This is a genomic window from Thioclava arctica (assembly GCF_040892615.1).
Taxonomy (GTDB): Bacteria; Pseudomonadota; Alphaproteobacteria; order Rhodobacterales; family Rhodobacteraceae; genus Thioclava; species Thioclava arctica.
Window position 1 is genome coordinate 311898 of sequence record NZ_JBFRYC010000001.1, and the last position, 26286, is coordinate 338183.

Below are 26286 nucleotides of genomic sequence, written 5' to 3' on the forward strand. Positions count from 1 at the left end.
CCTGCCGCTTGGCTTACAGCCGGATCGGGTCGTCCTTGGCCAGACGGTCGAATTGCATCAGCACCTCGACCAGTTTCGGCATTTGATCGAGCGGGATCATATTGGGACCGTCCGAGGGTGCGGTGTCGGGCGCCTCATGGGTCTCGATGAACACGCCCGCAATCCCAAGGCTGACAGCGGCGCGCGCCATCACCGGGGCGAATTCGCGCTGCCCGCCGCTCGATCCGCCTTGCCCGCCGGGCTGTTGCACCGAATGGGTGGCGTCCATGATCACCGGATAGCCCGTGCGCGCCATCTCGGGCAGGGCGCGCATATCGGCCACCAGCGTGTTATAGCCAAACGAGGTGCCCCGCTCGGTCAGCATGATTTTTTCATTGCCGGTCGAGGCCACTTTCGCGGCCACATTGGGCATGTCCCAAGGCGCAAGGAATTGCCCCTTCTTGATATTCACCACGCAGCCGGTTTCCCCCGCCGCGATCAGCAGATCGGTCTGGCGGCACAGGAAGGCCGGGATCTGGATCACATCGACCACCGCGCCTGCGATCCGGGCTTGTTCGGCGTCGTGGATGTCGGTCAAAACCGGGCAGCCAAGTTCGTCGCGCACGTCCGAGAGAATTTTGAGCCCCTCGTCAATGCCAAGACCGCGCACACCTTTCAGGCTGGTGCGGTTGGCCTTGTCATAGCTGGCCTTGAAGATGAATTGCGCGCCTGCCTCGTCGCAGGCCCGCGCCATCGCCTGAGCGATCATCAGTGCATGATCGCGGCTTTCCAACTGGCAAGGCCCGGCAATCACCGTCAGCGGGCGATCGTTGGAGACGGTCAAACCGCCGATCTTTACGTCTTTCATTGGTCTTCTCCGCAGCTTTGGGGCGGCTCAGCTTGAGACCTGTTCGCGCAGGATCGAAGCAGTGAGCGACAGCATCAGATAGATGCCCGAGAAGATCAGGAAAGCCAACACTGTGTTCGAAAATGAGCGCGGGTAGGTCGCCTCATCGGGGGCCACGGGGCGCACGCCCATCTCAAGGTAGCGCACCTGTTTATTGGCCTCGATCCGCGCGGTTTCCATCTGTTGGGCGGCGGCGGAAAGCAGCATCTGGCGGGTCTGCAATTCGCCCTGCGCGATTTGCAACTGGCCCGTCACAGCGGCGAGGGATTCGCCGGATCCCTTGGCTTGCGTCAACTGGTTGCGCAGCTTTTCGATGACGCCTTTCAGACGCGCAATGTCGCCCTTGACCCCTTCGACGCGGGCTTGGTTCGGGCGCGGGTTGTCCAGCAATTGCCCCAGCTCGAGGTTCTTCCTTTGCAGCTCGGTCTCAAAGCTGGACACCTGCGCCATCACCATCGAATTTTCGCTGACCGGATCCAGAATTCCGACCTTTTCCTGCAGTTTTTGCACCTTGGCTTGCGCGGCAAAGACCTTGGCTTCGGCATCTTCATAGCTTTCGCGCGCGCCCTTCATCTGATCGCCGCGCAGCCGCGAGGTCAGCTGGTCAACCTGCTGTTCCGCATAAGAAATTAGGGCTTCCGAGAATTTCTGGGACTCGGAGGGATTGGGCGCGACCACCTCCATCTTGACGATGCCTTCAGAGGGGTCATAGCCGATTTTCACCATCTTTTCATACAGCCTGTAGGCTTGCTCATCGCTGGAGCCTTTGGGCAGGCGCTGCAGCGGGTCAATCGAGGGGTTTTCAAACACCGTCTTAAAGCCGAGATCCTTGTCGAGACGCTGCATCGCATCGCGCGACTGCAGGTAGGATTGCACGGTGACTGAATCCTGATTGGTCGCAAGCTGCGTGCCCGAGAACAGGCTGCCCAGCCCCGATTGGCCCAGACCTTCGGCCTTCTGGATCACGAAGGCGGATTTCGTCGCATACATCGGCGTGGCCATGACGTAGTAGTAATAGCCCGCGATGAGCGTCGGCAAGAAGACGAAAAACATCAGACGGGCCGTCAAAAGGGCCAGTTTGCGGCGGCGACGTTTCGAGATATCGCTTTGAATTTTAAAGATTTGTGCGGCGCGATGATCGGATGAGGTCACATCGGTCGAGGGCAGCTGCCCGGGTTGGGTCGTTTGCGGCAGTTGCACGCGCGTATCGGCCCCTGCGCCATCGGTGCGCGCCAGCGCGCGCGAGGTTGCTTCTTCCACCTCATGGGGCTTGATGAGCGCCACGATATTGGAGCGATCAAACGGGTCGATCCCGCGCCGCCGCAGCAGCAGCACCGCCTCAAAATCAGAGGTCGCCTGAATGCCGTGTTTCTGCGCCATCCGGCGCGCCAGACGCAATTGGCGCCCCGTCAGCCCCTCGTTGCGCACGCGCGCGATCTCTTCTTCAAGCGTCAATTCGCCCGCAGCGATTACATCGGTCCCGCCAGCGGCGCTTGGAAATTTCTGATCGCCAAAGCCATCATCCTGAGGTTCAAAAATCGATGCAGGATCATCGGTTTGTGCATTTTTGGGTGGCGTGTTCGGGGTGGCTGCCTTGGGCGAAGGGGGGGCTGCGGGCGCAGGCGCTTTGGGCGCAGATTTGCCATCGGCCAACACGGGTGCGTCGCGACGGATGCGGTATTTCTGAGCCTTAGGATTGGTAGTCATACATCCGCTTCGCTTCTTCCAGAGTGTCAAACATATATAGCTGGCCATCGCGCAGAACGGCCGCCGAGCGGCAGAATTTTTCGAGCGTAGCGGGCTGGTGTGAGACCACGACAACGGTGGTGTCGCGCAGCCGCTCGCGCAAGATTGAGCCCGCCTTGCGGTTGAATTCGACATCGGTGGTGGACGGCATCCCCTCGTCGATCAGGTAGATGTCGAATTCCAGTGCCAAAAGCAACGAAAACGTGAACCGCGAGCGCATTCCCGAACTATAGGTGCCCACGGGCATGTCGAAATATTCGTCGATTCCGGTGAGCCAGCGGCAGAACGCCTCGACATAGTCGGGATCCAGCCCGTAAAGGCGTGCGATAAAGCGGGCGTTTTCGCGCGCGGTATGCTTGGTCACGACGCCGCCCATGAACCCAAGTGGAAATGAGACGCGGCAGGATTTGCGAATCTCTCCCTCATCGGGTTTTTCCAGGCCCGCCATCATGTTGATGATTGTCGTCTTGCCCGTGCCATTGGGGGCCAAAATGCCAAGCGAATTGCCCAATTCCACGCGAAAGCTGGCGCGATCAAGGATCACCTTGCGCTGCTTACCCGTCCAAAAGGACTTTGAGACGTTTTCGAATTCGAGCATGGCTTTGTGGGTCCGGCACTTTCTGTGCGCTAAAACAGCATGAGATGAGTTGGTTAATAAAGTAACCTAAGCGTGGAATTGGGCATCATTATGTCTATTTACGAGCAGGTAAGGCAATGGAGAACGGTTTGTTTCGGGTTCAGAGACGATGAGCGCCACAATTCACGATGAGATCCGCGCTTGCCGTATCTGTGCTCAGCGATTCCGGGCGAGCCAGACGCACCATGAGCCGCGCCCGGTGGTGTGGTTTGAACGCGGCGCGAAGGTGCTGATTGTCGGGCAAGCGCCGGGGCTGCGGGTGCATGAAACGGGGCGGCCCTTTACTGATCGGTCCGGCGATCGGCTGCGCGACTGGATGGGGCTGGACGAGGCGACGTTTTACGACCGCGCGCGCATCGCCATCGTGCCGATGGCGTTTTGCTTTCCGGGCTATGACGCAAAGGGCGCGGACCTGCCGCCGCCTGCGATTTGTGCGCAGACGTGGCGGGCCGGTGTGATGGCCGAGCTGGGCACGCCCGATCTGACGCTGTTGGTGGGGGGCGCGGCGCAACGCTGGCATCTGGGCACGCGCAATGTGACCGCCACCGTGGCAGGCTGGCGCGATCATGCGCCGCGCGTCTTTCCCTTGCCTCATCCGTCGTGGCGCAATACGGGATGGCTCAAACGCAATGCGTGGTTTGAAACCGATCTGATCCCGGCGTTGCGTGCGAAGGTGAAGGAGCTGACATGACCCCCTATGACCGCGCCCATGCGTTGATGCAGGCCGAACCCGAGAACGAAGCCAAGCGTCTGGCTGTGTATGACCGTCTCGCCGATGCCGAGCTGTTCTTGTTGCTCGAAGAAGAGCCAGAGGATGAAAACATCAAGCCGCAGGTTTTTGCCGCAGATGAGGGCGATTTCGTGCTGGTGTTTGACACCGAAGAGCGCATGGCCGAGTTCGCCGATGCCGCCCAGCCCTATGCCGCGCTCCCCGGTCGCGTGATCGCGCAGCATCTGGTGGGCGAGGGGATCGGCCTTGGGGTCAATCTGGGTGTGGCGGAATCTGCGATGCTGCTGCCGCCCGAGGCGCTGGATTGGTTGACCGAGACGCTGGCCAACACGCCCGCGCAGGCGCAGGGCCGCCCGGTCTCGTTCAGCGCGCCTGCGCTGTCGCCTGCGGTGCTGGCGCTGTTGATGCCCGCCTATCAGGTCAAGCTGGATCAGCTTGCCGGTATCGCGCAGGCGGCGGTGCTGGGGGGCGTGACCTATGATGATGGGCATCGCGGCCATGTGCTGGCCGTGATCGGCGCGCATGAGCATTTCCGCCCCGGCATTGCCAAGGCGATGGGCGAGGCGCTGACATTCTCGGGTCTTGATGCGGGCGAACTGGATGTGACCTTTCTTGAGCCAAACGACGCGTCGGCGAAAATTTTGCTTGATCAAGGTCTTGTGCTGTATATCCCCGAGCCGGTCGAGGAAGAGGTGCAAGAAATTACCCCCGGCGCGGCCCCCGGCATGGACCCGACCAAGCCGCCGATCTTGCGCTAGGGGTTAGTCGCTTTCGACCTCGTTCTTGACCTGACCCCAGGTGAGCAGGGTGAACACGGCCGTGCCCCCCGCCACATTGCCCGCCAGCACCGGCAAAAAGAACCGCCCCAGCGCCTCGGAGATCGTCAGATCACCGTTCCAGATCAGCAGCCCCGCCTCGACCGAGCCCGCAATGACATGCGCCGATCCCGAGGCCGATAGCAGCCATGTCATCCCGAGGATCACGAAAAACGCATTGCCTTGCGCGGCGGGGATGATCCAGACCACGGCGGCGATGATGATCCCGGCGGGGATGGCGCGGTAGAAATTCGCGCTCGCCGTGCCTTCGGTGGCGTGGCGCGCCACGGCTAGCAAGCTGTCGCCCATTTGCTGGCTCAACACATTTGGCAGGCTGAGAAAACCCGAGGCAATCGCGCAGCCCACCACATTGGCAAGCAGCACGATCCCCCAGAGCCATAACATCTTGCGCAGACATGACACCGAGCGATCGGCCACGACGGGCAAGACCGTGGTGATCGTATTTTCGGTAAACAGTTGCATGCGGCCGAAAATGATCACCAGAAAGCCCACGGAATAGCCCAGAGATTCCACCAAGATCGCCCAATCGGCGTTGGGCAGATGGGCGTGCAGGGTGGCTTGTGCGAGCACCGAAAGGCTGATGAGCACCCCCGCCGCCAGCCCCGACCAGATCAGCGAGACGGTGGGGCGGTTGAGCTCTTCTTCGCCATCGCGGCGGATGACCTCATAGACCAGCCGGGCCGAAAGCCGCGAGGCGTGAAAGACCGATTTTTCCTCGGCGGGTTCACGGATGGCTTCGCGGGAGGCGGAATTTTCGGCGCGGGGGGAGGGGGTGTCGCTGTTCATGCGATCTGAACAGGCGAGGCGCGAAATTGTTCCCTACCCTGTGTAATCCCCCGTGGCGCGCGCCTAGATCTCGCTTGCGCGCACCAGATCAATCATCGCCTGCGTGCCGCGCGCGTCCTCTAGCGTCCAGGGGTAGGGCGCGCCCTCGCGGATATGGCGCACGAAACTCTCGACCTGCAAGACATAGTGGTTCACGCCGGGAAAGCGCTGCACGCAGTCGGGCTTGCCCGCGCGGATCAGCGTCACCTCGGCTTGGTCGAACACATTGGGGTTGAACGGGCAGCTCAGGCGGATCAGCCCGTCGCTGCCTTGAAACGTCACCTCTTGGCGCGGATGCAGCCGGGTCGAGGTGATCGCGGAATAGGTAAACGCGCCCTTGGCGTTTTCCATCGCGCCGGTGACTTGGGTGAAGGTGTCGACCGCGTTCTCGCGATGGATGATCGCGCGCAGATCGCGCGGCTCGGCGCGCGCGGAGTAGCGTACCGATGAATAGGCGTAAACGCCTATATCAGGGATCGAGCCCCCGCCGGTTTCGGGCTTGTTGCGGATGTTTTCAGGGTCGGAATTATTGAAGCTGAACACCACATCGGCATGGCGCAACTCACCGATCTGGCCCTCGTCGAGCCACTGACGCGCGAGCTGCCATTGCGGGTGATGCACGATCATATAGGCCTCGGTCGCGAATTTGCCCGACGCATCGCGCGCTGCGATCAGGGTGTCGATCTCCTCCGCCTGCATCGCGATCGGCTTTTCGCACAGCACATGCTTGCCCGCCGCCAGCGCCTTGGCCGTCCACTCGACATGCAGCGTGTTGGGAAGCGGGATATAGACCGCCTCGATTTCGGGGTCCGCCAGCAGCGCGTCATAGCTGTCATGCACTTTAAGATCGGGCGCGAAGTTGATGAAATGCTGCGCTTTCTCGGCGCTGGAGGTGGCAAGGGCCGCCAATCTAGCACCACGCGCGGCGTGGATTGCGGGGCCCATATGCTGGCGGGCGAAATTTGCCGCCCCAAGTATTCCCCAGTTCATAACATCCATAGCGGTCCCCTTGCGTTGCTCGGGTCATGCTAGCGCAAACAGCGCCGGGTGCAACATAGCTGTGGCGCGTTGCGGGCATAGGCGCGGCGCGACGAAAAAACGCCGCCCCCGGTCGGGAGCGGCGCGAATACTCGTTACGATACAGCAAGAAACAGGGTTTTAGGCGGGCACGCTCATGCCTTTTTCGCGCGCCAATTCGGTCATGCGCTTTTGCAGCTTTTCAAACGCGCGCACTTCGATCTGGCGGATACGTTCGCGCGAAACGTCATATTGGCCCGATAGCTCTTCAAGCGTGAGGGGATCATCGCGCAGGCGGCGCTGCATCAAGATGTCTTTCTCGCGCTCGTTGAGAACATCCATCGACGCCATCAGCATCGCGCGCCGGGTTTCCAGCTCTTCGTTCTCGGCATAGGCCTCGGCTTGATCGGCATCCTGATCTTCCAGCCAATCCTGCCATTGCGCCGAACCGCCGTCATCGCCCGCCCCGACCTGCGCATTCAGCGAGGCATCCGCGCCCGACATCCGCCGGTTCATCGAGATCACCTCGGCTTCGGTCACGTTCAGATCATGCGCGATCCGGGCCACGTTTTCGGGGCGCATATCGCCGTCTTCATAAGCCCCGATCTTGGATTTCGCCTTGCGCAGGTTGAAAAAAAGCTTCTTCTGCGCACTGGTCGTGCCCAGTTTCACAAGGCTCCACGAGCGCAGGATATATTCCTGAATCGCCGCGCGGATCCACCACATCGCATAGGTCGCAAGGCGGAACCCCTTTTCAGGGTCAAACCGCTTGACCGCCTGCATCAGACCGACATTGGCCTCAGAAATCACCTCGGCTTGCGGCAGACCGTAGCCACGATAGCCCATCGCGATCTTGGCGGCCAAGCGCAGGTGGCTGGTCACCATCTGGTGGGCCGCTTCGGTGTCTTGATGATCGGCCCAGCGTTTGGCCAACATATATTCCTGCTCTGGCTCCAGGAGGGGGAATTTCCGGATCTCTTGCAGGTAACGATTCAACCCCTGTTCGGGGCTGGGGGCCGGAAGGTTGGTGTAACTGGTCATCTCTGTTCCATGTCTCCCTGTGTCGGCCGCTCAATATGAAGACCGTGAGCGGACGTTTCAAGGTCAACGCATTACGGAGCATATTGGTTCAATTTGGCACTGCGGCGCGGTGTCGCATATTTAGATGAACGGGAGATGAAGCGGCTTCCGTCGTCTAATGTGCGATTATCACGCCCTTGTGAGGTATACTACAGCACCGGCGCAAGGATCGACACAAGGTTATTGGCCAGTCGGCGCGCGAGCGACCATTGCGCAAGGCTATCACTATCAATGCGCACCGAGTGCTCAAGCCAGCCGTCCTGCGCAGCGGCCAGATCGCGCGCCAGAGCCGGGTCGCTCATCAGCACGCAGGCCTCGTAATTCAGCTCATAGCTGCGCCGATCCAGATTGGCCGAACCCAGGATCAGCGCGTGATCATCGGCCAGCAAGGTCTTGGCGTGCAATATCCCCGGTCCGTGTTCGTAAATCTGCACGCCCGCGGCGATCAGGGCGGGATAATAGCTGCGCGAGGCAAGCGCGACAAAGCGGCTGTCATTGCGGCGCGGCACGATCAGGCGCACCACCACCCCGCGCCGCGCGGCGGCCCGCAAGGCGGCGTCCAAGCCCTCGCCGGGCACGAAATAGGGGGTTGTCAGCGTCAGGCTGTCACGTGCGGCCCCGATGGCTGCGTCAAACACATCCGGGATCGCGCGCGCATCCAGCATCGGCCCGCTGGCAAAGCAAATCGCGGGTGCGCCGAGGGCGGGTATGGGGGAGGGTGTGACGTGCGTCTCGGGCGCGTCGGACTCGGCCGCAAGCGCGCGGCCGGTATGGGTCATCCAATCGGTGGCGAAGATATGGGCATGTTGGGCGACGATCGGCCCCTCAAGGCGCAGCAAGATATCGGTCCAAGGGGCAAAGCGGGCTTTGATCTTGAACTCGGGGGCCGCGATATTGCGACTGCCGATATAGGCGATGCGTGCGTCGATCACCGCCAGTTTGCGGTGGTTGCGCAGGTCAATCCGGCTGGTGGCGAGTTTGAACAGCGCCCAATGAAACGGAAAAGCCACGCTGGTTTGCACCCCGGCGGCCCGCATCGCTTGCCAATGGGGGGCCCGCAAGAAGGTGCGCGCGCCCAGGCCATCGACCAGCAGGCAGACCTCAACTCCGCGCTTGGCGGCCCGAATCAGCGCCTCGGCCAAGGCGCGCCCGACGGGATCGTCCAGCCAGATATAGCTGATGATGTGAACCGAGTCGGACGCCGCCTCGATATCCTCGATAAGGGAGGCGATCTGGTCTTGGGCGGGCACCAGAAGACGCGGGGCGCAGGCGTGGCTGATGGCATAACCGTTCACGCTGGCGGCACGCGCGAAGGCTGCGCGCCACGCCTCGGGCGGGGGATCAAAGCGGTGCCGCGCGCGCGGCGGGGGCAGGGCGGCCAGCGTCTTGCGTTGCCGTTGCGCGATGCGAAAGTTCAGCCGTGTCTCGCCCACCAGAAGATATAAAACCACCCCCGCCACAGGCACGGAGAAGATCAACACCAGCCAGCCTGCGCGCACCGCCGGGGGCTTGTCAGGGCGGGCCAGCACGCGGATCGCCGCCCCGATCTGCGCCAAAAGATGCAGCGCGACCGCAAGGTTGAGCGTGCCGAGCGCCTCGATCATCACGCCCCCCTGCGCAGGCTTTCGATCAGGGCCTGCATATCGGCGGGTAGCGGGGCCTCGAAGGAGAGCTCTTCTTCGGTCACCGGATGGACAAAGCCCAAGGTTGCGGCATGCAGCGCCTGACGCGGGAAGGCGCGCGCAGCCTCGGCCCCGTGTGCGCCAACGGCCTTTTCGCTGAGCTTGCGCTTGCCGCCATAGGTCGGATCGCCCAGCAAACCGTGCCCGGCATACGACATATGTACCCGGATTTGATGCGTGCGCCCGGTCTCCAGCCAGCAATCGATCAGCGCGGCGGCCCCATGAAAGCCCTCAACCACATGGGTGCGCGTCACCGCATGTCGCCCGCCATTGGCCACGACCGCCTGTTTCTGACGGTCAGTCTTGTGGCGCGCAAGCTGGGTCGCGATTTTCAAAATGCCGCCATGTTCAAAGCTGACGCCCCGCGTGCCGCGCAGACGCGGATCGGCGGCGTCGGGGATGCCGTGACAGACGGCTAGATAGTGGCGATGCACGGTGTGGGCCTCAAATTGCGCGGCCAGCCCGTGATGGGCGCGATCTGATTTGGCGACCACCAGCAGCCCAGATGTGTCCTTGTCGATGCGGTGCACGATGCCGGGGCGGGCCTGCCCGCCGACCCCCGACAGATTGCCGCCGAAATGGTGCAGCAGCGCGTTCACCAGCGTGCCCTCGGGCGTGCCCGGCGCGGGATGGGTGACCATGCCCGCAGGCTTGTTGACCACGATCAGATCGGCGTCTTCCCACAGCACCTCAAGCGGGATATCTTGGGCCAGCGTCTCGACCGCTTTGGGCGGCTCCAGCGCGATGGCGTAGATCTCGCCCTCGGTGACCTTGGCCTTCTGATCGGTGACCGGCGTGCCCTCACGGCTCACCGCGCCCTCTGCGATCAGCCGTGCGAGGCGCGAACGCGACAGCGCCGCTTCCTCTGGCACAGCGGCGGCCAGTGCCTTATCAAGGCGCGGACCCATGCCCGGCCCGATCTCGACGTTGAGGATATCTTTTACCATGTCCGACCTGCCTGACGATGATGTCCCTGCCACGCTGCCCCCTGATCTGCGCTTTCTCAAGCTGCTGGTCACGGTGCTGGCGGGCGTGATGATTTTGGGGCTTGTAGCGATTGTGACGCTGCTTGTCATCCGTCTGCAAACACCGAGCCCCTTGCCGCAAATTCCAAGCCAGATCACGCTGCCCGCAGGCGCCCATCCCGAGGCCGTGACATTTGCGCGCGGCTACACGGTTGTGGTGACCGATCAGGGCGATGTGCTGGTTTATAGCGCGACAGGGGCGCAACTGGCGCAGGTGGTGATCACGGGGTTGCAGGATGGACATTGATATCGAAATCGAGGCTCCGGCTTGGGAGGCGCTGGGCCTGCCGGCCTTGGTTGCGCATGTCGCGCCCTTGGTGCTGCGCGATCGCGGGCTTGACCCTGACATATGCACGCTGTCGATTCTGGCCTGTGATGATGCCCGTATCGCCGAGTTGAACGCTGATTTTCGCGCCAAGCCTCAGGCGACCAACGTGCTAAGCTGGCCTGCGCAGGAACGTGGGGCGGATCAGCCCGGGGCCGAGCCCGACCGCCCCGCTGCCGATGTCTTTGGCGAGATCGCGCTGGGCGATGTCGCGATTGCCTATGAAACCTGTCAGCGCGAGGCGGCCGATCAGGGCAAACCCATTGAAAATCATGTGACGCATTTGATCATTCACGCTATTCTGCATTTGCTTGGTTACGATCATATTCGTGAGCAAGATGCGCAGTTGATGGAACAAATCGAAGTTCGCCTGCTTGAAAACGAAGGGATAGTTAACCCATATGGACAAGACTAAGCCCAAACGGGTCAAGATTTTGGAAAGGGACGATGGAACAGGTCACTGACGCAGCGCAGCAGTCCGCCGACACTGAGGACGCGACTGAGGGTTCAGACAACGCTGAACCGGGACAGTCTTTTGAGCCCGCCGCGCGCGGGCTATTGAGCCGATGGTTCGGGGGACGCTCCTCTGCTGATGAGCCCCAGATCGAACAGTCCCATCCCCCAGCCCCCGTGCCGCCGCCGGGGCTGGGTAACCTGCGCCGGATGCGTGTTGGCGATGTTGCGATCCCCAAAGTCGAGATCGAGGCCGTGCCGGTCACTATCTCGCGCGACGAATTGGTGCAGAAATTCCGCGAGCATGGCTATTCGCGCCTGCCGGTCTTCAAAGAAACCTTGGATACGCCTTTGGGGCTTGTTCACCTTAAGGACTTGGCGCTGGAATACGGCTTTGGCTCGGGCAATGGGCGGTTCAATCTGCGCAAGCTGATCCGTCCGTTGCTGTATGTGCCCCCGTCCATGCCAATCGGTGTGCTGCTGCAAAAGATGCAGGTGCAGCGCATCCATATGGCCTTGGTGATTGACGAATATGGCGGGGTAGATGGTCTGCTGACACTTGAGGATTTGATCGAACAGGTGATCGGTGAGATCGAGGATGAGCATGACGAGACCGACGACGGTTACTGGCGTGAGGAAAAGCCCGGCCAGTGGATCGTGCAGGCGCGCGCGCCCGTGCATGAATTCGAAAGCGTGACGGGCATTCGACTGGCCGATGCCGAGGCTGATGACGAGATCGATTCAATGGGTGGGCTGTTGTTCATGCAATTGGGCCGGGTGCCCGCGCGCGGTGAGGTCGTGGTGACCGAAAACGGCGTCGAGTATGAAGTGATTGATGCCGATCCGCGCCGCATCAAGCGGCTGCGGGTGCGCCTGCCCGGCGTGGCAGCCGCCGAATGATCGCAGCGATGCGGGCCGGATTTCGCGCGCCATTGCGCCCGCGCTGGCAAGGCCTGCTTGGCGCGCTTGTGCTGGGCGCCTTGGTGGCGGCGGGGCAAGCGCCGCTGGGCCTGTGGTGGATCGCACTGCCCGCATTGGCTGGCGTGGTCTGGCTTGGCTCGGGGCAGCGTTGGGCGGCTTCGGTCGCATGGATCGGATTCGCGGCGGGATTTGGCTATGCGCTTGCGGCGATGTTCTGGATCGTCGAACCCTTCATGGTCGAGGCCGAGGTTTACGGCTGGATGGCCCCCTTCGCGCTGATCCTGATGTCGGCGGGGATGGGCGTGTTTTGGGCGCTTGGGTTTGGCCTTGGCGCGCAAATCGGGCCGGGGCCGGGGGCGCGTGCCTTGGGGATCGCGCTGGGCATGGCGGCGTCGGATGCGTTGCGCTCGTATGTGTTTACCGGATTTCCTTGGGTGCTGGTCGGGCATATCTGGATCGGCACGCCCGTGGCGCAGGCGGCGGCTTTTGTCGGGCCTCTGGGGCTGAGCCTGCTCACGATGGGGATTGCGGCCGCCCCGGCGATAGCGGCAAGCCTGCGCGGTGGGCGCGGGGGGGCGCTGCTTGGCGTGGCGCTGCTCAGTTTGGGGGCGATCTGGTTTGCTGGCGCGGCACGTCTGGACGCGCCGACACCGGCGCGCACGCCCCCCGTCCATCTGCGTCTGGTGCAGCCCAATGCGGCGCAAGACCTCAAATGGTTGCCGCAATATCGGATGAAATTCTTTGATCGGTTGCTGCGCCTGACCAGCACGCCGCCCGAACCCGGCACGCCTAAGCCCGATCTGATCGTCTGGCCGGAAACCGCAGTGCCGTTCCTGTTGGATCGCCCCGGTCAGGGCCTTGAGCTATCGGTGCAGGCGGCAGGGGGCGTGCCGATTGCGATGGGTATTCAGCGCAGCCAAGGATCGCGCTATTACAACTCGCTTGCGGTGATTGGGCCGGACGCTGTGGTGCGCGATATTTACGATAAATCCCACCTCGTGCCCTTTGGCGAATACATGCCCTTTGGCGATTTTCTGGCGCGCTTTGGAATGACGGCCTTTGCGGCGCAGGTGGGCAATGGCTATTCTGCGGGCACGGGAGAGAAGCTGCTGGACCTTGGCACTTTGGGCAAGGTTGCCCCGCTGATCTGCTACGAGGCGATTTTCCCCCAGGATTTGATGCATTTCCCGTCGCGTCCCGACTGGATTTTGCAAGTCACCAATGATGCGTGGTTTGGCACGTTGAGCGGCCCCTACCAGCATCTCGCCCAAGCCCGGCTGCGCGCGATCGAACAGGGCCTGCCGCTGGCGCGCGACGCCAATACCGGGGTGAGCGCGCTGATCGACGCCAAGGGGCGCATCGTGGCCAGTCTGGGGATGGACCATGCAGGGGTGCTCGATGTGACCTTGCCAGCTTCGCTACCCAAGACGCTGTATGCCAAGCTGGGCGATGGGCCGATCATTGCGCTGATTGCAGCGTTATTCATCGTTTCCTTACTGATTGCGCGCATTTTCATTGACCGCAGCGTCAAGCGGCACTAGCTAATCCGCTACCCGCTCCAACGGCTTCCTGACGGTGCGGGGTAATTCACAACGGAGCACGTCCCATGACACGCGAAAGCTATATTTTCACTTCCGAGTCTGTCTCGGAAGGCCATCCTGATAAGGTCTGTGACCGGATATCGGATGCAGTTCTTGATACATTTCTGGCTGAAGAGCCCAATGCCCGCGTCGCCTGCGAGACGTTTGCCACCACCAATCAGGTTGTTGTCGGCGGCGAGGTTGGCCTGTCGGACAAAGAAAAACTGGCCGAATATATGGGCCGGATCGACGGTATCGTGCGCGAATGCGTGAAAGATATCGGCTATGAGCAGGATGAGTTTCACTGGGCTACGCTGAACGTCTCGAACTTCTTGCACGCGCAATCGGCCCATATTTCGCAAGGCGTCGATAAGGACGGGGCGGGCGATCAGGGCATCATGTTTGGCTTTGCCACCGATGAGACGCCCGAGCTGATGCCCGCGCCGATCCATTACAGCCACGCGATTTTGCGCCGCTTGGCAGAGGCGCGCAAATCGGGGGCCGAACCCACGCTGCGCCCCGATGCCAAGTCGCAGCTTTCGGTACGCTATGAGGGCGGCAAACCGGTCGGGGTCAGCTCGATCGTGCTGTCGACCCAGCATTCCGATGCCAACCAGACCTCGGAAGATATCCGCGCGATTGTCGAACCCTATATCCGCGAAGTGCTGCCCGAGGGCTGGATTTCGCCCGACACCGAATGGTGGGTGAACCCGACGGGCACGTTTGTGATCGGTGGGCCGGATGGCGATGCGGGCCTGACGGGGCGCAAGATCATCGTGGATACCTATGGCGGTGCCGCGCCCCATGGCGGCGGTGCGTTTTCGGGCAAAGACCCGACCAAGGTGGACCGCTCGGCCGCCTATGCCGCGCGCTATCTGGCGAAAAACGTGGTCGCCGCCGGGCTGGCCAAGAAATGCGTCATTCAGGTCAGCTATGCGATTGGTGTGGCCAAGCCGTTGTCGATCTATGCCGATACGTTTGGCACCGGCGTGGTGCCCGATGAGCAGATCGAAAAGGCGGTTGGCGCGGTGATGGACCTCACGCCCAAGGGCATTCGCGACGCGCTGGATCTGTGCCGCCCGATTTATTCGCGCACCGCAGCTTATGGCCATTTCGGTCGTGCGCCGGAGGCCGATGGTGGCTTTAGCTGGGAAAAGACCGATCTGATCGAGGCGCTCAAAAAGGTAATCTGAGCGGTTGCAATGGATGTGGCGCAGGCGGGGCAATGCTCCGCCTGTTGTCGTTTCGAGGGGGCGCTGCCCCCACTGGCCTGCGGCCAGCCCCCCGGGATATTTCGATCAAGAGGAAGGGGGCTTGAGGCGCGCCTCGTTCCGCGTCACTTTCAACGGCAATTGGAGGAGAGAACGATGCCTGATTATCTGCGTTACGCCACCATCATGCTGTCTGCGGGTTTGGGAATTCCGGTTCTCGCTGCGCTGAATGCGCAACTGGGCGCGCGCATCGGATCGCCGGCCGTAGCGGCGGTGGTTTTATTTTGCGTGGCGCTGTCTGGCGCGGTGGCGGTCATGTCGGTGACAACCGGGCCCTCCGCGATTGCGCGCCTGCCGAGTCAACCGTGGTATTTGTTTCTCGCAGGGCTGTTGGTGGCGTTTTATGTGCTGTCCGTCACGTTCATTGCGCCGCGCTTTGGCGTTGGCAATGCGGTGTTTTTCGTGCTGCTGGGGCAGATGATCTCGGCGGCGGCGATTGATCAATTCGGGCTGTTCGGGGCCTTGGTGCGCCCGCTTACCCTGGCGCGGGGGGCAGGGATCGGCGCGATGTGTTTCGGGCTTTGGCTGATACAGAAGGCTTGAGTTTTGCGCCCCCTCTCGTTAGAGGCCCGGCCATGACACAGCATGATGACACCGCCCCGCGCGGCGAGACCTCTCACTCCGACCCCAACACCGCCCCGTGGCGCAATTTCTACGGGCGGCGCAATGGCAAGACGCTGAACAAGGCGCAACGGGCCTATCTGCGCGAAGATTTGGCGCAACTGTCGCCCGGTGCCGTGAGTTGGGCCGAAAACCCCGACCGCGTGCCCCTTGATATGGCCACGCGGTTTCATGGCAAACCGGTCTGGCTGGAGGTCGGCTTTGGCGGGGGCGAGCATATCGTGCATATGGCCTCGACCTATCCGGGGGTCGAGATCATCGGCTGTGAGCCCTATGTCAACGGCGTGGCGATGCTGTTGGGTAAGCTGCGGCGCACGCAACTGCGCTCGATTGCGGTGCATCCCGGCGATGCGCGCGATCTGATGGATGTGCTGCCTGAGGGCAGTATCGACAAGGCGTTTTTGCTCTATCCCGACCCTTGGCCGAAATCGAAACATCACCGGCGTCGCTTTGTGACCCAGGAACATCTGGAGCCGCTGCACCGCGCGCTCAAACCCGGTGCGGAATTTCGCGTGGCCACCGATATTCCCGACTACGTCCGTCAGGCGGTCGAGGAAATCCCCAAAGCCGGGTTCGCGCCGCAGTTCGAAGTGCCGCCCGCGTTTGATTTTGACGACCCCCAGCCGACCCATGGCGATTGGGATACGCCTTGGGGGGATTGGCTGTCGACGCGCTATGAACAAAAGGCGCTGCGCGAGGGCCGCAAGCCCCATTACCTGACCTATCGGCGGGTTTGAGGGGGGCAGGTGACCTGCGCGGCGCGCGCCGTTAAGCGATGCGCCAGATTTTCGCAGGCAGGCCTTGGCGCACGGCGGTGCCCGAGACCGGATCGACCCAGACACCGGCTTTGTCGCGCGTCGGATCGATCAGCCCGAGATCATTGAGCAACACGCCCGCCGCCAGTCGCGGATCGCCCGGTTTCGTCTCGCCGTCGATGGTGATGTCATGCGCACCAAAGCCACGATGACCAAAGCCGTGCTCGATTGCGACCGTGTCGGGCGCGATGCCTTCGCGCACCACCGCGACGCTTTCCAGCATGCCCCCCGGCGTTGTCAGGCGCACCATATCGCCGGTGCGGATGCCATGGGCGCGCGCCAATACGCTGCCCACGATCACCGGGTTGGAGGCGACGATGCGCAACAGCACTTCGGCCCCGACAGAATACGAGTTCTGCAGCGGGGATTTGTAGCTGAAGACCCGGATCGGCCAGTCCTCTTTGGAATAGTGATCGGAGACTTTCGATCCATCGGCGAATTCCGCCTCGCGCCAGGACGGGGTGCCGGGCACGCGGGTGCCGGTAGTTGCGCGGCGGAAGCTGCCGAGTTCCTCGTTCCAGATCATCATTGGTTTGTCGAACGCATAGGTCGCGCGCGCGCCGTCATAGCTGCGCTCGATATTTTCATAGCGCCCGCCCTTGGCATAGATCGTCGCGGCGCGCCGCCATTCGTCGGGCTTGAGCACGGCTTGCAGGTCTTCCGCGATCCGCGCGACGTTGGACAGCGCGATATCTTCGTCGCTGGCGGGCGCTACCGGGGTCTTGCCCAGCATCGCGACATTGGCCGCCCCGCGCAAATACCAATCCTCGGCTCGGTTGAGCGGATGCAGCACGCCCTGTGCATCGGGAATCGCCTTTTCGCCGAAACCGGGTAGGCCCATGCGCTTGGCCGTCGCGATCAGGAAGGTCTCCATCCCGACGCGGTCTCCTTGCGCATTCTTCTCCATCCTTGGTTCGATCACCGGCCAGCGCGCGCAGGTCGCTTTCGTCGCAACGCCACCCCAAGGCTTGGTGAAGCCCCACGTTTCATACATCACCGAATCCGGCACGATATAGTCCGAGATCCCCGTGCTTTCATTGATGAAGGGATCAATCGAGATGATCAGCGGCACGACCTTGGGATCTTTCAGTTTTTCGACCAACGGCGCGACGCCGGGGATGCCATAGACCGGGTTGGTGTTGCGAAAGATCAGCGCCTCGGCCCCGTAGGGATAGTGGTTGACCATCGAGGAAATCCACTCGGTCGCAAGGCCCGGCGCGTTGGGATACCAAGGGCCATCGGCGGGGTAGGGATTGCCCGCCGCTTTCTTGCGTTTGAATTCGCTCGTCTTTTCATAAGGCACGTTGCGCCCCGCAGGCAGGCCTTTGGCTTTCACCGCGCCGGGGAAGCTGGCGAGGTCATAGGCCGGGCCCTTGTTTTCGGGGAACCCGCCGCCCGCGATCATTGCGCCGCCTTTCCAGTTCAGGTTGCCGATCAGCGTGTTGAGCATGCTGAGCGCATAGGCATTGGCAAAGCCCGACCCGCCCATCATCCCGCCATGGCTATCAACGGCGGCGCGGCGTCCATGGCTGGTGAATTCGCGCGCGAGGTCGATGATCTTGGCTGCGGGGATGCCGCAGGCTTCGCTATAGGCCTCAAGGCTTTGGCGATGGGCTTCGTCGCGCAACAGGCTAAGCGAGGTCTTAGCCGCGACGGGGCCGTTAGTGGTGTCCACCTCACCTTCAAAGAACAGCGGCGCGGGCGCGTTTCCGGCGGGAACGGGGCCATTTGACGACGCCACGAGATGGGGGTCGGCGTCGCAATAGGTGTCACCCTCAACGGTCAGCCCCAGATCCGAGCCACGCAGGAAATGCCCAAAGCGCGGGTGGGTTTCGTCCACGATCACCAGATGGGTCGCGTTGGTCCAGCTTGCCTCACCCGCGGCATCGGCGGCGGCTTGCGAGGGCTGGGCGAGGTAGTCATGATTGATCCGGTCATTGTCAAACATCCACGCCATCATCGCCATTGCCAGCGCCCCATCGGTGCCCGGTTTGATCGCCATCCAGCGCGACCGCTCGCCCGAGGGGCCGTTCTGCGCATTGTTCAGGATCGGGTCGATCACCACATAGCTCAGATCGCCATCTGCGCGCGCCTTGGCCACCAGATTGCCGATGCGCTTGAACGGGTTGCCCGCATTGCCCGGCGCGGTGCCTGCGAAGATGATGAACTCGGCATTGGAAAAATCCGGCTTGGCATGGGGCATCGCCTTGAAGTCGCCAAACAGCGCGCCTGAGCCCGAGCGGAACGCTCCGCCGCAATAGCTGCCATGGCGGGTGAAGTTGTTCGACCCGAAACTTTGCTTGAGCCAGCGCAGCACAAGATTGTCGCGCCCGTCATCGACGCAGTTCATCCACATCAAGCGGTTGGCGCGCGGCCCGAATTCGGGTGCGCCCTTGACTGCTGGCGTTTCAAGGTCGCGAATTTCGCGCAGACCGGCGATACGGCCTTCGCCAAACAGATCGCCGCCCTCGACGACCTCTTCAACGAGTTGCTCAAAGCTGATCGTCTGCCATTGTCCCGAGCCGCGCGGACCCACCCGTTTCAGCGGTTTCAGCACCCGGCGCGGGTTCTCGACCTGTTGCAGCACGGCATTGCCGCGCCCGCAGGCGGTAGAGCGGTTGAGCAGCCCGTTGCCCTTACCAGCCTGCGCCATCGCGGCGAAACTTTCCGCGACCGAGCTTTCATAGGGGATGAAGGGATCGGTGCTCATCGGGGAATAGGGGTTGCCGGTGACGCGCAGCACCTTGTTGGCCGTCTTGTCCACCCGCACGCGCACACCGCACATCGTGGTGCAGCCGATGCACATCGTATAGCTCATCGCCTGATCGGGGTTGAGCGCGATATCCCCGGTCTCGGGATTGACGCTGTATTCCGCCGGGATCGAGTTGCCGGTGAGGTGTTCGTTGCGCGGCACCTCGCCCGACCACTTACCCTTGGCTAGCTTTTTTACGGTTCCGGCATAGCCCGCTCCGAACGTGGCCAGTGCCCCGGTCGCGACGGCACCTTTAAGAATGTTGCGGCGATTGGTCATGGCGGTCTCCTCAGACAGAGCGGGCGGGATGAGCGGGCGCAGAAGGGCGACGCCCGGCGGGCGGGGTCGCATCGGCCCAAGGGAAGAAGGTCGTGTAGGCGATGAGCAGGAAGATCCAGAGCCCGAAGGTGCCGATCACCCCCATCAGCCCGTCAAAGCCACTGGGCAGCAGCGCGTCATACAGGCCAGATCCGACTTTCGGCACCGCCTGACCGCCCATGAAGACCGTCCAGCGAAACATCCAAGCGGCGTGGATCGCGATCAGCCCGGTCGCCCAGCCGGTGTTGCGCGGCGCGACAAGCGCCAGCACGAAGGGCACAACGATGGCCAGCGCGCCCCAAACGGCGATTTGCTTCCAGATCGGGAACCCCGCAACCGAGGCCAGCGCTTGGCTATGGGCGGGCGACAGGCCCGAGCGTGCAATCGTGAACCAGATGATACCAAGCCCACCAACCACGGCCAGTGCGAAAACCAGATCGCGGTTGAGCGTTTCTTCGAGCGCGCCGTCGCGGTTCAGAACGCGTTCGAGCACCAGCATCACCCCCAGCGCGCCGACAAAACCGGTGGCGGCGAATTGCAGCGGCAGCAGCGGTGAGTTCCACAGCGGGCGGGCGCGCACCACGGCGACCTCGGTGCCAGTGTAAAGCAGGATCCCCAGTGCCGCGAGCCCCGCGCCAAGGCCAAGCAGGCGGGCAAAGCCGTTTGCCTCACCCTTCAGCGCCAGCAGGCGAAACAGCCAGGCAAAGCGCCAGTTTTCCTGTCCCATCGCATAAAAGGCGGGGCGGTGAATGGCCCATGCAAAGCCCAGCAACAGCGCGACGTAGCTCGGCACGATCCACGCGCCCCAAGCCATCCAGGATGTCGTATGGGTGTAGACGAAGAACTCCCAAAAGCGGAACGGCTGGTGTAGATCGGCCAGCAGCGCGACGGGGGCGACGATGCCGGTGGTGACGGCCACCATCAGCGCCAGCCGTGCCTTGGGCAGATCGCCCGCCCGTCCCAGCACGAAACCGGGCAGCGCCATCAACAGCGCCGTGCTTGAGATCGCGATCAGGAAGAAATATTGCACTGCCCAAGGCAGCCAAGCGGCCTCATGCACGGCTCCGACGAGTTCGTGGACTTGAACCTGCATCACAGACCCTCCTTATGGCTGCTCACGCTATCGGCCATCTCGGGATGATAGGCGGCCTCACCGGCCACCCGACCGTCCAGCACGTCATCCAGACCGATGTAATAGACGTTGGGATTGGTGTGCATCTCGGGGCGTAGCACCGAGACCTCGTTCTCGCGCAGCATCCGCGACACCTCGCTGCCGGCATCGTTCAGATCGCCGAAATTGCGCGCCCCGCCAACGCAGGTCTCGACACAGGCCGGCAGCAGCCCCGCCTGTGTGCGGTGGAAACAGAAGGTGCATTTATCCGCCACCTGCGTCTCATGGTTGATGAAGCGCGCGTCATAGGGGCAGGCCTGCACGCAATAGGCGCAGCCCACGCATTTGCTGGCATCCACCAGCACTTCGCCATTCTCCGCCTTGAAGGTTGCCTCGACCGGGCAGACCGGCAGGCAGGGCGGATCATCGCAATGGTTACACAGCCGGGGCAGCATCACCATTGCCGGGTCCTGACCGTCCTTGACCAGTTCATAGACCGAGACATGGGTGCGAAACGCGCCTTCGGGGACGGCGTTTTCCATGATGCAGGCCACGGTGCAGGCCTGACAGCCGATGCATTTGCGCAGATCGACCACCATGCCCCAATGTGGGACGGCGGTGGGCGTGTCGGATTGCGCGGCTTCGGCGGCTTGGCGCGCACCTGCGATTGAGGCGGCGGCGCCGATGGTCACCTTGCCGATCGCGCCAAGAAAGCCGCGGCGGGTCGTGTCCATGGGGCTGATCCTTTCTATGCTGGGTCAGCCCGAACTTTACGTTGATGCCTTGCACCGCACTATCGGTGCAAACCCCGAAGGGTCTGGGGGTTAACCCCTAATCCGCCTGCCATCCCGCCGCGACAAGGCGTCGCACCAGATCGGCGGCGCTGCTGGCCTGCATCTTGTCCATCACGTTGTGGCGGTGGTTTTCCACTGTTTTGAGACTGATACCCAGATCATGTGCGATCTGCTTGTTCTGCCGCCCCGCCAGCACGGCGCGCGCCACTTCGGCCTCGCGCGCGGTCAGGCTTTCGATGCGTCGGGTCAGCTGTGCGCGCTCGCCCAGCGATTGCGCGCGTTCGCCGCTGACACGCAGCGCCTCGTTGATGCGCTCGACAAGGGCCATGCCATTGACCGGCTTTTCAAAGAAATCCATCGCGCCAGCCCGCATCGCGCGCACCGCCATCGGCACATCGCCATGCCCCGTGATCATGATCACCGGCAGCGGGCAGTCCCGCCGCCCCAGCTCGTCCAGCAGGTCCAGCCCCGTCATTCCGGGCATGCGGACATCTGCCAGAATGCAGCCCACAATCTGATTGCCCAGCGTGGCCAGCAGATCGGCGGCGCTGGCATGCGATGCAATCGTCAGCCCCAGCGAGGACAGCAAAAACCCCAGCCCCTCGCGCGCGGCGCGGTCATCATCGACGATATGGATCACGGGCGTGTCGTTCATGCGGCATCCTCACCGATTGGCAGCCAGATCGCCACCCGCAATCCCACCCCATCCGCCGGACGCTGCGCGCGCATCCAGCCGCCATGCGCCTCAATGATTGAGCGCGACAGGGCCAGCCCCAGCCCGATCCCCTCGGGTTTCGTGGTGTAAAACGCCTCGGCGAAATGGGCCATCGCGGTCTCGGACATGCCCGTGCCGCGATCACGCAGCGACAGGCAGATCCCCGCGCCACGACCGGGCTCTTCGGCGCGTTCGGCAGTGATCAGGATGCGCCGCTGGGCGGGCTCGGTCTGCGCCATCGCGTCCACCGCGTTCTGCACGAGGTTAAGGATCACCTGCGTCAGATGTACCCGGTCGCCGATCACTTGCGGTAGCCCCTCGGCGCACAATACCTCGACGCGCACGCCCGCGCGGTGGGTCTGGGCGTGATACAGCGCGCTGCATTCCGTCAGCAGTTCGCAGATGTTGATCTGGGCGCGCTGGCTTTCGCGTTTGCGCACGAAGGCGCGGATGCGGCGGATCACGGTGGCTGCGCGCTCGGCCTGCGCGGCGATCTCGCCCGAGGCGGTCTCCATATCGCCCTGCGAGAAATTGCCCGTCTTGAGCCGCAGCAAGCAACCTTGCGCATAGTTGGAAATCGCCGAAAGCGGCTGGTTCAGCTCATGCGCGATCGACGAGGCCATCTCGCCCAGAATCGAGAGCCGCGCGACATGTTCCAGCTCGCGCATATGAAGCCGGTCGGCGGTTTCGGCGCGCTCGCGTTCGATCATCTCTTGCTTGAGTTGGGTGTTGGCCGCGTCCAGCGCCCGCGTGCGCCGCCGCACCAACGTCTCGATCCGAACGGAATAAAGCGCCCAGAACATCAGCGCGACGGCCAGCGCGATCAACCAGTCGCGGTAATCGGCGATAAAATCGCGCAGGTTGACCGGGCCGGTGCGGGCATAGGGGCCAAGCTGCAACTGGCGCAGCAGATCATGCACCGGCTGGTAATCTAGCGGCACCGTCCAGCGATTGCCCGAGGGCATCTGCATCAGCGCAATCGCCACCTGCTTGGCCAGTTCGGGCGAGGTCGCGGGCGTTTTCGCAAAGGGCCAACCGGGATAGACCCTGCTCGAGAGCGCACATTGCGTCTGGCCAGATGGCTGAAGGGCAAAAGCGTGCAGCGTCCCGTAGCGCGCCGGGTCGTCGCGCTGCAATTGCTCAAGCATGCAAGGGCGCAGCACCGCCGCATCGGCGCGCCCGTCCAGCACCGCTTGGGCGGCGCGCTGCATCGGATAGCCCGTCACCTCAAGCTGCACCTTGGCGGGCAGTCGGGGATCGGCTTTCAGCATCTCGGACCAGATCACCTGAAACCCGCCAAACGCCTCGGGGGCGGTGATCGCCAGCTTGCGCCCGGCGAGATCATCGAGGGCTTTCAGGTCTTTGGTCGTGACCAGCGTCGAGCCCACCGGCTGATCGGACTGCGCGGTGGCGATGCGACTGATATGATGGCGATATTCCAGCTCGGCATAGTTGCCCGGATTGGTGATGACGAAATCCAGATCCTGCGCCGCAAGCGCTGCGTCGAGCTGATGGATATCAAGCGGCTCGAAGCGGAAATCATAGCCGGGCAGGGCCGCATCCAGCGCGGCTTCGGTAGGCTTCCAATGGCTGAGCGAGTGATCCGAGCCGAGGTAATCCAGAACCCCGATCCGCAGCGTCTCTTGCGCCTGCGCCGCCGGGGCGAGCAGGATGAGACAAGCGAGCATCGCCAGAACATGCCGCCCACCAAACCGCAAGCGCGCGGCCACGATCTTCAATGTCACATCGCTATTCCCACAATCACGCGCCTGAGCCAGATCCGTTCGCCCAGCTTTCGGGATGCCAGAATGCTTTGGCGCGGTCAAATGGCACGCATTCCGGTTGCGCAGCTGATACGGCCTCAATCGCTGCAGGGGGGAAGAAAAAGGCGGCCTGAACCGCGCGATCGTTGTTGGGGAAGAGGCCATGAAGCCATTCCTTCCCGAGACACAGCGCCGATCCGTCTTGGGCCGTTGATCGTCTCCACGCGTCACCCCGACGGTTGGCGACAATGGGAAAGAGCGCGACGTGCTCCGCGCCCTTGCCACGCCTGTGCGCTTCTGTAGCGCCCCGCGTTGGTTTCGTCGGTTTCGACGGCACGTATTTATAACGCAGGGGAGGCGAGAAAACATTCACGGTCGAACACGGAGGCGGTCTCAATTCTGCCAGAGGTCTTGCGGAATGTCGATGTCACAGGCTTCTTGGGCCGAGAGGGGAATAAGCGACTTGTGCGGCAGGGCGCGCAGCAGCTCTCGGGCGCCTTGATCCTGTTCCGGGTCGGGCATGCGCCGCATATCATCTGCGACCAAAAGCGCCGGCGGCATCGGGATGCCGTTGAAAACGCAGGCGCGGCTGCCGCCGTCGCTATTCACCAAGGTTCGAAGTGTGTCAGTTGAAACGGAGGGCATGTCGCCCAATACGAACAGCGCGCGTTCCGCGTGCAGCGTCATAGCGCAGTCGCGCGCCATTCGCCACGTCCGAGAGAGCGGCAGGCCCCGCTCAATCTGATGCACTTGGAACGACGCAGGGAGCGCTGCGCCCACCCTCTCGGATGAGACGAGCGCAAGGAGCGCGTCGCACCCCGCTGCCTCGAGGGAGCGCGCAGCTGCAAGCACCAGAGGCGCGCCGTTCCAGTTTGCTAGAAGCTTGTCCTGAGAGCCGAAGCGACGAGAGGCGCCAGCGGCGAGAAGGATGCCGAGCGTGCGCATGGTGACTTGCGCCCGGTTCAGTCAAGCGGAGAGAAAGCGGCGGGTTGCAGGAAGATGCTTTCCTGATGCACGAGATAGGGAAGGATCTTGGGCACGAAACCCTGCCACTCCGAGTCTGCGCCGAGCTTGGCTCTTTGTGCGCTGCGGTGGCCATAATCTTCATAGGCCCAAAGGAAAGTGACCGCGTTCAGTACGCCACTGTCACTGACCCAGCATCCGGCGAGCTTCGCGTATTGACTGATGATATGAAGCCCCTCGGCCTCATAGAGCTTGAGGAATTCAGGCGCTTTCCCGGGCGTGATGCGGTAGGTTCTTTGTTCATAGATCATGATGCGCTCCGGCATGAATGGCTTTGAATCTTAGGCACTGGTGCGCCACGATGTGTTAAAGCTACGACCAAATTCTTGATGCGCGCAACATTTAAGTCGTCACTTGACGAAAAAAGCTTTGCCCGCGCGCGTCGTGGGCTACTATGCAACATTAAGGGCGTTGCGTCCGACGTCATGGTTAAGAACAACGGATGCGAGGGAGATAACGTGCAGGCCAAATCGACAGCAGCTCGGGGTGCGCCAAAAGCGCGCGGCACCGGAAACAAGCCTGGTTCGCCGCAGGGTTCTGTCCGGATGCCGTTCAACAAGCGCCGCGCTCAGATTCTGGATGTCGCGACCGACTTCTTTGCCGAGAATGGCCTTACGGGGCAGACGCGTCAGCTGGCGGAGAAGTGCGGCATTTCGCAACGCCTTCTCTACCGCTTCTTTCCGACAAAGGAAGATCTGCTCAAGGAGGTCTATAACCAAGAAATCCTTGGCGCATTCAAGGCAGTCTGGTTCGTGGATCTTCAGGATCGTTCGCGGCCGGTTTCAGAGCGCCTCGAGGCTTTCTATCGCGACTACCTTCAGTCCACATTGACGCGCAAGTGGTTGCGGCTGCTCCTTTACGCCTCTCTGGCCGAAGCAAATATGGCGCCTGACTACATCGCGGCGATCATCATGCAGGTGCTAGAGGTCGTAATGCGCGAGGTGGCGCATGAGAAGGGGGTGTCCCTGCCCGAAGAGCCTGCATTGCTCCACGAGATGGCATGGACGCTGCATGGTGCGATCTCTCACTACGCGATTAGGCGCCACATTTATCAGAGCAGCCTGTCCCTGTCCGAGGATCAGGTGGTGTCAATGCATGTTCGAGTGTTCCTTGCGGGCTTCGGGGACATGATCGACGTGTGTCGCGGCGACTGACCGCCACAATCAGCTACATTTCTTACGTTTTCAGCTGCGGCGATGGCCACGGATGCTGAAAATTTGTGCAATTTCCGTCGGGGAAGGTGAATCTTCACTTTTTCGTTTGTCGTCAATTGACGAATTAATAAATCGCCAATAGCGTCGATTCTTACAAACAAGTTCAACGGGAACGGTGCGCTGCGAAGGGACCTCAATCGAACTCG

At 62.4% G+C, this 26286-nt stretch carries 25 protein-coding genes and 1 riboswitch; of the genes, 10 read left to right on the plus strand and 15 right to left on the minus strand.

Annotation, left to right across the window (positions count from 1 at the left end):
* Positions 1-13: 13 nt before the first annotated feature.
* The 3 genes from kdsA to AB4874_RS01685 are packed head-to-tail and all read right to left on the minus strand — an operon-like array spanning position 14 to position 3230.
* The gene (gene kdsA / locus AB4874_RS01675) at positions 14-847 is read right to left on the minus strand and encodes a 3-deoxy-8-phosphooctulonate synthase (protein WP_295534203.1); all 834 of its coding nucleotides are present in this window, start codon (positions 845-847) and stop codon (positions 14-16) included.
* A gap of 27 nt (positions 848-874) precedes the next feature.
* A complete protein-coding gene (locus AB4874_RS01680) occupies positions 875-2593 on the minus strand; it encodes a KpsE/RkpR family capsule polysaccharide export protein (protein WP_368390697.1) in 1719 nt (572 codons plus the stop codon).
* The gene (locus AB4874_RS01685) at positions 2577-3230 is read right to left on the minus strand and encodes an ABC transporter ATP-binding protein (protein ID WP_295534207.1); all 654 of its coding nucleotides are present in this window, start codon (positions 3228-3230) and stop codon (positions 2577-2579) included. The genes AB4874_RS01680 and AB4874_RS01685 overlap by 17 nt, the downstream gene beginning before the upstream one ends.
* 148 nt (positions 3231-3378) lie before the next feature.
* On the opposite strand from AB4874_RS01685, the gene AB4874_RS01690 reads away from it, so the two are divergent.
* Both AB4874_RS01690 and AB4874_RS01695 read left to right on the plus strand, forming a co-directional pair.
* Complete coding sequence (locus tag AB4874_RS01690; protein WP_368390698.1) at positions 3379-3960, plus strand: uracil-DNA glycosylase family protein; 582 nt, start codon at positions 3379-3381, stop codon at positions 3958-3960.
* Positions 3957-4757, plus strand: coding sequence for an SseB family protein (locus tag AB4874_RS01695; RefSeq protein ID WP_368390699.1), 801 nt, complete (start codon positions 3957-3959; stop codon positions 4755-4757). The genes AB4874_RS01690 and AB4874_RS01695 overlap by 4 nt, the downstream gene beginning before the upstream one ends.
* Before the next feature lie 3 nt (positions 4758-4760).
* On the opposite strand, the gene AB4874_RS01700 is transcribed toward AB4874_RS01695, so the two are convergent.
* The 5 genes from AB4874_RS01700 to AB4874_RS01720 form a co-directional block, all read right to left on the minus strand.
* Positions 4761-5621, minus strand: coding sequence for a formate/nitrite transporter family protein (locus AB4874_RS01700; protein ID WP_368390700.1), 861 nt, complete (start codon positions 5619-5621; stop codon positions 4761-4763).
* A 63-nt stretch (positions 5622-5684) separates the two neighbouring features.
* A complete protein-coding gene (locus AB4874_RS01705; protein ID WP_368390701.1) occupies positions 5685-6659 on the minus strand; it encodes a Gfo/Idh/MocA family protein in 975 nt (324 codons plus the stop codon).
* A gap of 159 nt (positions 6660-6818) precedes the next feature.
* Entirely contained in the window at positions 6819-7718 is a 900-nt protein-coding gene (gene rpoH, locus AB4874_RS01710) for an RNA polymerase sigma factor RpoH (RefSeq protein ID WP_295534220.1), read from the minus strand.
* A gap of 188 nt (positions 7719-7906) precedes the next feature.
* Positions 7907-9361, minus strand: coding sequence for a cardiolipin synthase (cls, locus tag AB4874_RS01715; RefSeq protein ID WP_368390702.1), 1455 nt, complete (start codon positions 9359-9361; stop codon positions 7907-7909).
* Entirely contained in the window at positions 9361-10386 is a 1026-nt protein-coding gene (locus AB4874_RS01720; protein ID WP_368390703.1) for an RluA family pseudouridine synthase, read from the minus strand. Before AB4874_RS01720 ends, cls begins: the two co-directional genes overlap by 1 nt.
* Between AB4874_RS01720 and AB4874_RS01725 the strand changes: the two genes are divergently transcribed.
* The 7 genes from AB4874_RS01725 to trmB all read left to right on the plus strand — a co-directional run bounded on the left by AB4874_RS01725 (position 10385) and on the right by trmB (position 16372).
* Complete coding sequence (locus tag AB4874_RS01725; RefSeq protein ID WP_368390704.1) at positions 10385-10711, plus strand: DUF6476 family protein; 327 nt, start codon at positions 10385-10387, stop codon at positions 10709-10711. The two genes, AB4874_RS01720 and AB4874_RS01725, sit on opposite strands and share 2 nt — an antisense overlap.
* Complete coding sequence (gene ybeY, locus AB4874_RS01730) at positions 10701-11204, plus strand: rRNA maturation RNase YbeY (RefSeq protein WP_368390705.1); 504 nt, start codon at positions 10701-10703, stop codon at positions 11202-11204. The genes AB4874_RS01725 and ybeY overlap by 11 nt, the downstream gene beginning before the upstream one ends.
* A 32-nt stretch (positions 11205-11236) precedes the next feature.
* On the plus strand, positions 11237-12142 hold the full coding sequence (locus AB4874_RS01735) for a hemolysin family protein (protein WP_368390706.1): 906 nt from the start codon (positions 11237-11239) through the stop codon (positions 12140-12142).
* Positions 12139-13704 carry an apolipoprotein N-acyltransferase gene (gene lnt / locus AB4874_RS01740; RefSeq protein WP_368390707.1) on the plus strand — a complete coding sequence of 522 codons (1566 nt, stop codon included), beginning with the start codon at positions 12139-12141 and terminating at the stop codon, positions 13702-13704. Before AB4874_RS01735 ends, lnt begins: the two co-directional genes overlap by 4 nt.
* 9 nt (positions 13705-13713) lie before the next feature.
* Positions 13714-13763, plus strand: a riboswitch (SAM-SAH riboswitch).
* 6 nt (positions 13764-13769) lie between these two features.
* Positions 13770-14936, plus strand: coding sequence for a methionine adenosyltransferase (gene metK, locus AB4874_RS01745; RefSeq protein ID WP_295534239.1), 1167 nt, complete (start codon positions 13770-13772; stop codon positions 14934-14936).
* Between the two features lie 174 nt (positions 14937-15110).
* Positions 15111-15557 (plus strand): DMT family transporter, encoded by a 447-nt coding sequence (locus tag AB4874_RS01750; RefSeq protein WP_295534241.1) that lies wholly within the window; start codon positions 15111-15113, stop codon positions 15555-15557.
* Positions 15558-15589: 32 nt separating this feature from the next.
* A complete protein-coding gene (gene trmB / locus AB4874_RS01755) occupies positions 15590-16372 on the plus strand; it encodes a tRNA (guanine(46)-N(7))-methyltransferase TrmB (protein ID WP_368390708.1) in 783 nt (260 codons plus the stop codon).
* A gap of 31 nt (positions 16373-16403) precedes the next feature.
* On the opposite strand, the gene AB4874_RS01760 is transcribed toward trmB, so the two are convergent.
* The 7 genes from AB4874_RS01760 to AB4874_RS01790 all read right to left on the minus strand — a co-directional run bounded on the left by AB4874_RS01760 (position 16404) and on the right by AB4874_RS01790 (position 25177).
* Positions 16404-19481, minus strand: a complete 3078-nt coding sequence (locus AB4874_RS01760; protein ID WP_368390709.1) for a molybdopterin dinucleotide binding domain-containing protein — start codon at positions 19479-19481, stop codon at positions 16404-16406.
* Positions 19482-19491: 10 nt separating this feature from the next.
* The gene (gene nrfD, locus AB4874_RS01765; protein WP_368390710.1) at positions 19492-20613 is read right to left on the minus strand and encodes an NrfD/PsrC family molybdoenzyme membrane anchor subunit; all 1122 of its coding nucleotides are present in this window, start codon (positions 20611-20613) and stop codon (positions 19492-19494) included.
* Complete coding sequence (gene dsrO, locus AB4874_RS01770; protein ID WP_368390711.1) at positions 20613-21365, minus strand: sulfate reduction electron transfer complex DsrMKJOP subunit DsrO; 753 nt, start codon at positions 21363-21365, stop codon at positions 20613-20615. Before dsrO ends, nrfD begins: the two co-directional genes overlap by 1 nt.
* A gap of 97 nt (positions 21366-21462) precedes the next feature.
* The gene (locus AB4874_RS01775) at positions 21463-22080 is read right to left on the minus strand and encodes a response regulator transcription factor (protein WP_368390712.1); all 618 of its coding nucleotides are present in this window, start codon (positions 22078-22080) and stop codon (positions 21463-21465) included.
* Positions 22077-23885 carry a sensor histidine kinase gene (locus AB4874_RS01780; protein WP_368390713.1) on the minus strand — a complete coding sequence of 603 codons (1809 nt, stop codon included), beginning with the start codon at positions 23883-23885 and terminating at the stop codon, positions 22077-22079. Before AB4874_RS01780 ends, AB4874_RS01775 begins: the two co-directional genes overlap by 4 nt.
* A gap of 411 nt (positions 23886-24296) precedes the next feature.
* Positions 24297-24848 carry a nucleotidyltransferase family protein gene (locus AB4874_RS01785; protein WP_368390714.1) on the minus strand — a complete coding sequence of 184 codons (552 nt, stop codon included), beginning with the start codon at positions 24846-24848 and terminating at the stop codon, positions 24297-24299.
* A gap of 17 nt (positions 24849-24865) precedes the next feature.
* Entirely contained in the window at positions 24866-25177 is a 312-nt protein-coding gene (locus AB4874_RS01790; protein ID WP_368390715.1) for an NIPSNAP family protein, read from the minus strand.
* A 207-nt stretch (positions 25178-25384) separates the two neighbouring features.
* Between AB4874_RS01790 and AB4874_RS01795 the strand changes: the two genes are divergently transcribed.
* The gene (locus AB4874_RS01795) at positions 25385-26080 is read left to right on the plus strand and encodes a TetR/AcrR family transcriptional regulator (protein WP_368390716.1); all 696 of its coding nucleotides are present in this window, start codon (positions 25385-25387) and stop codon (positions 26078-26080) included.
* Positions 26081-26286: the final 206 nt, after the last annotated feature.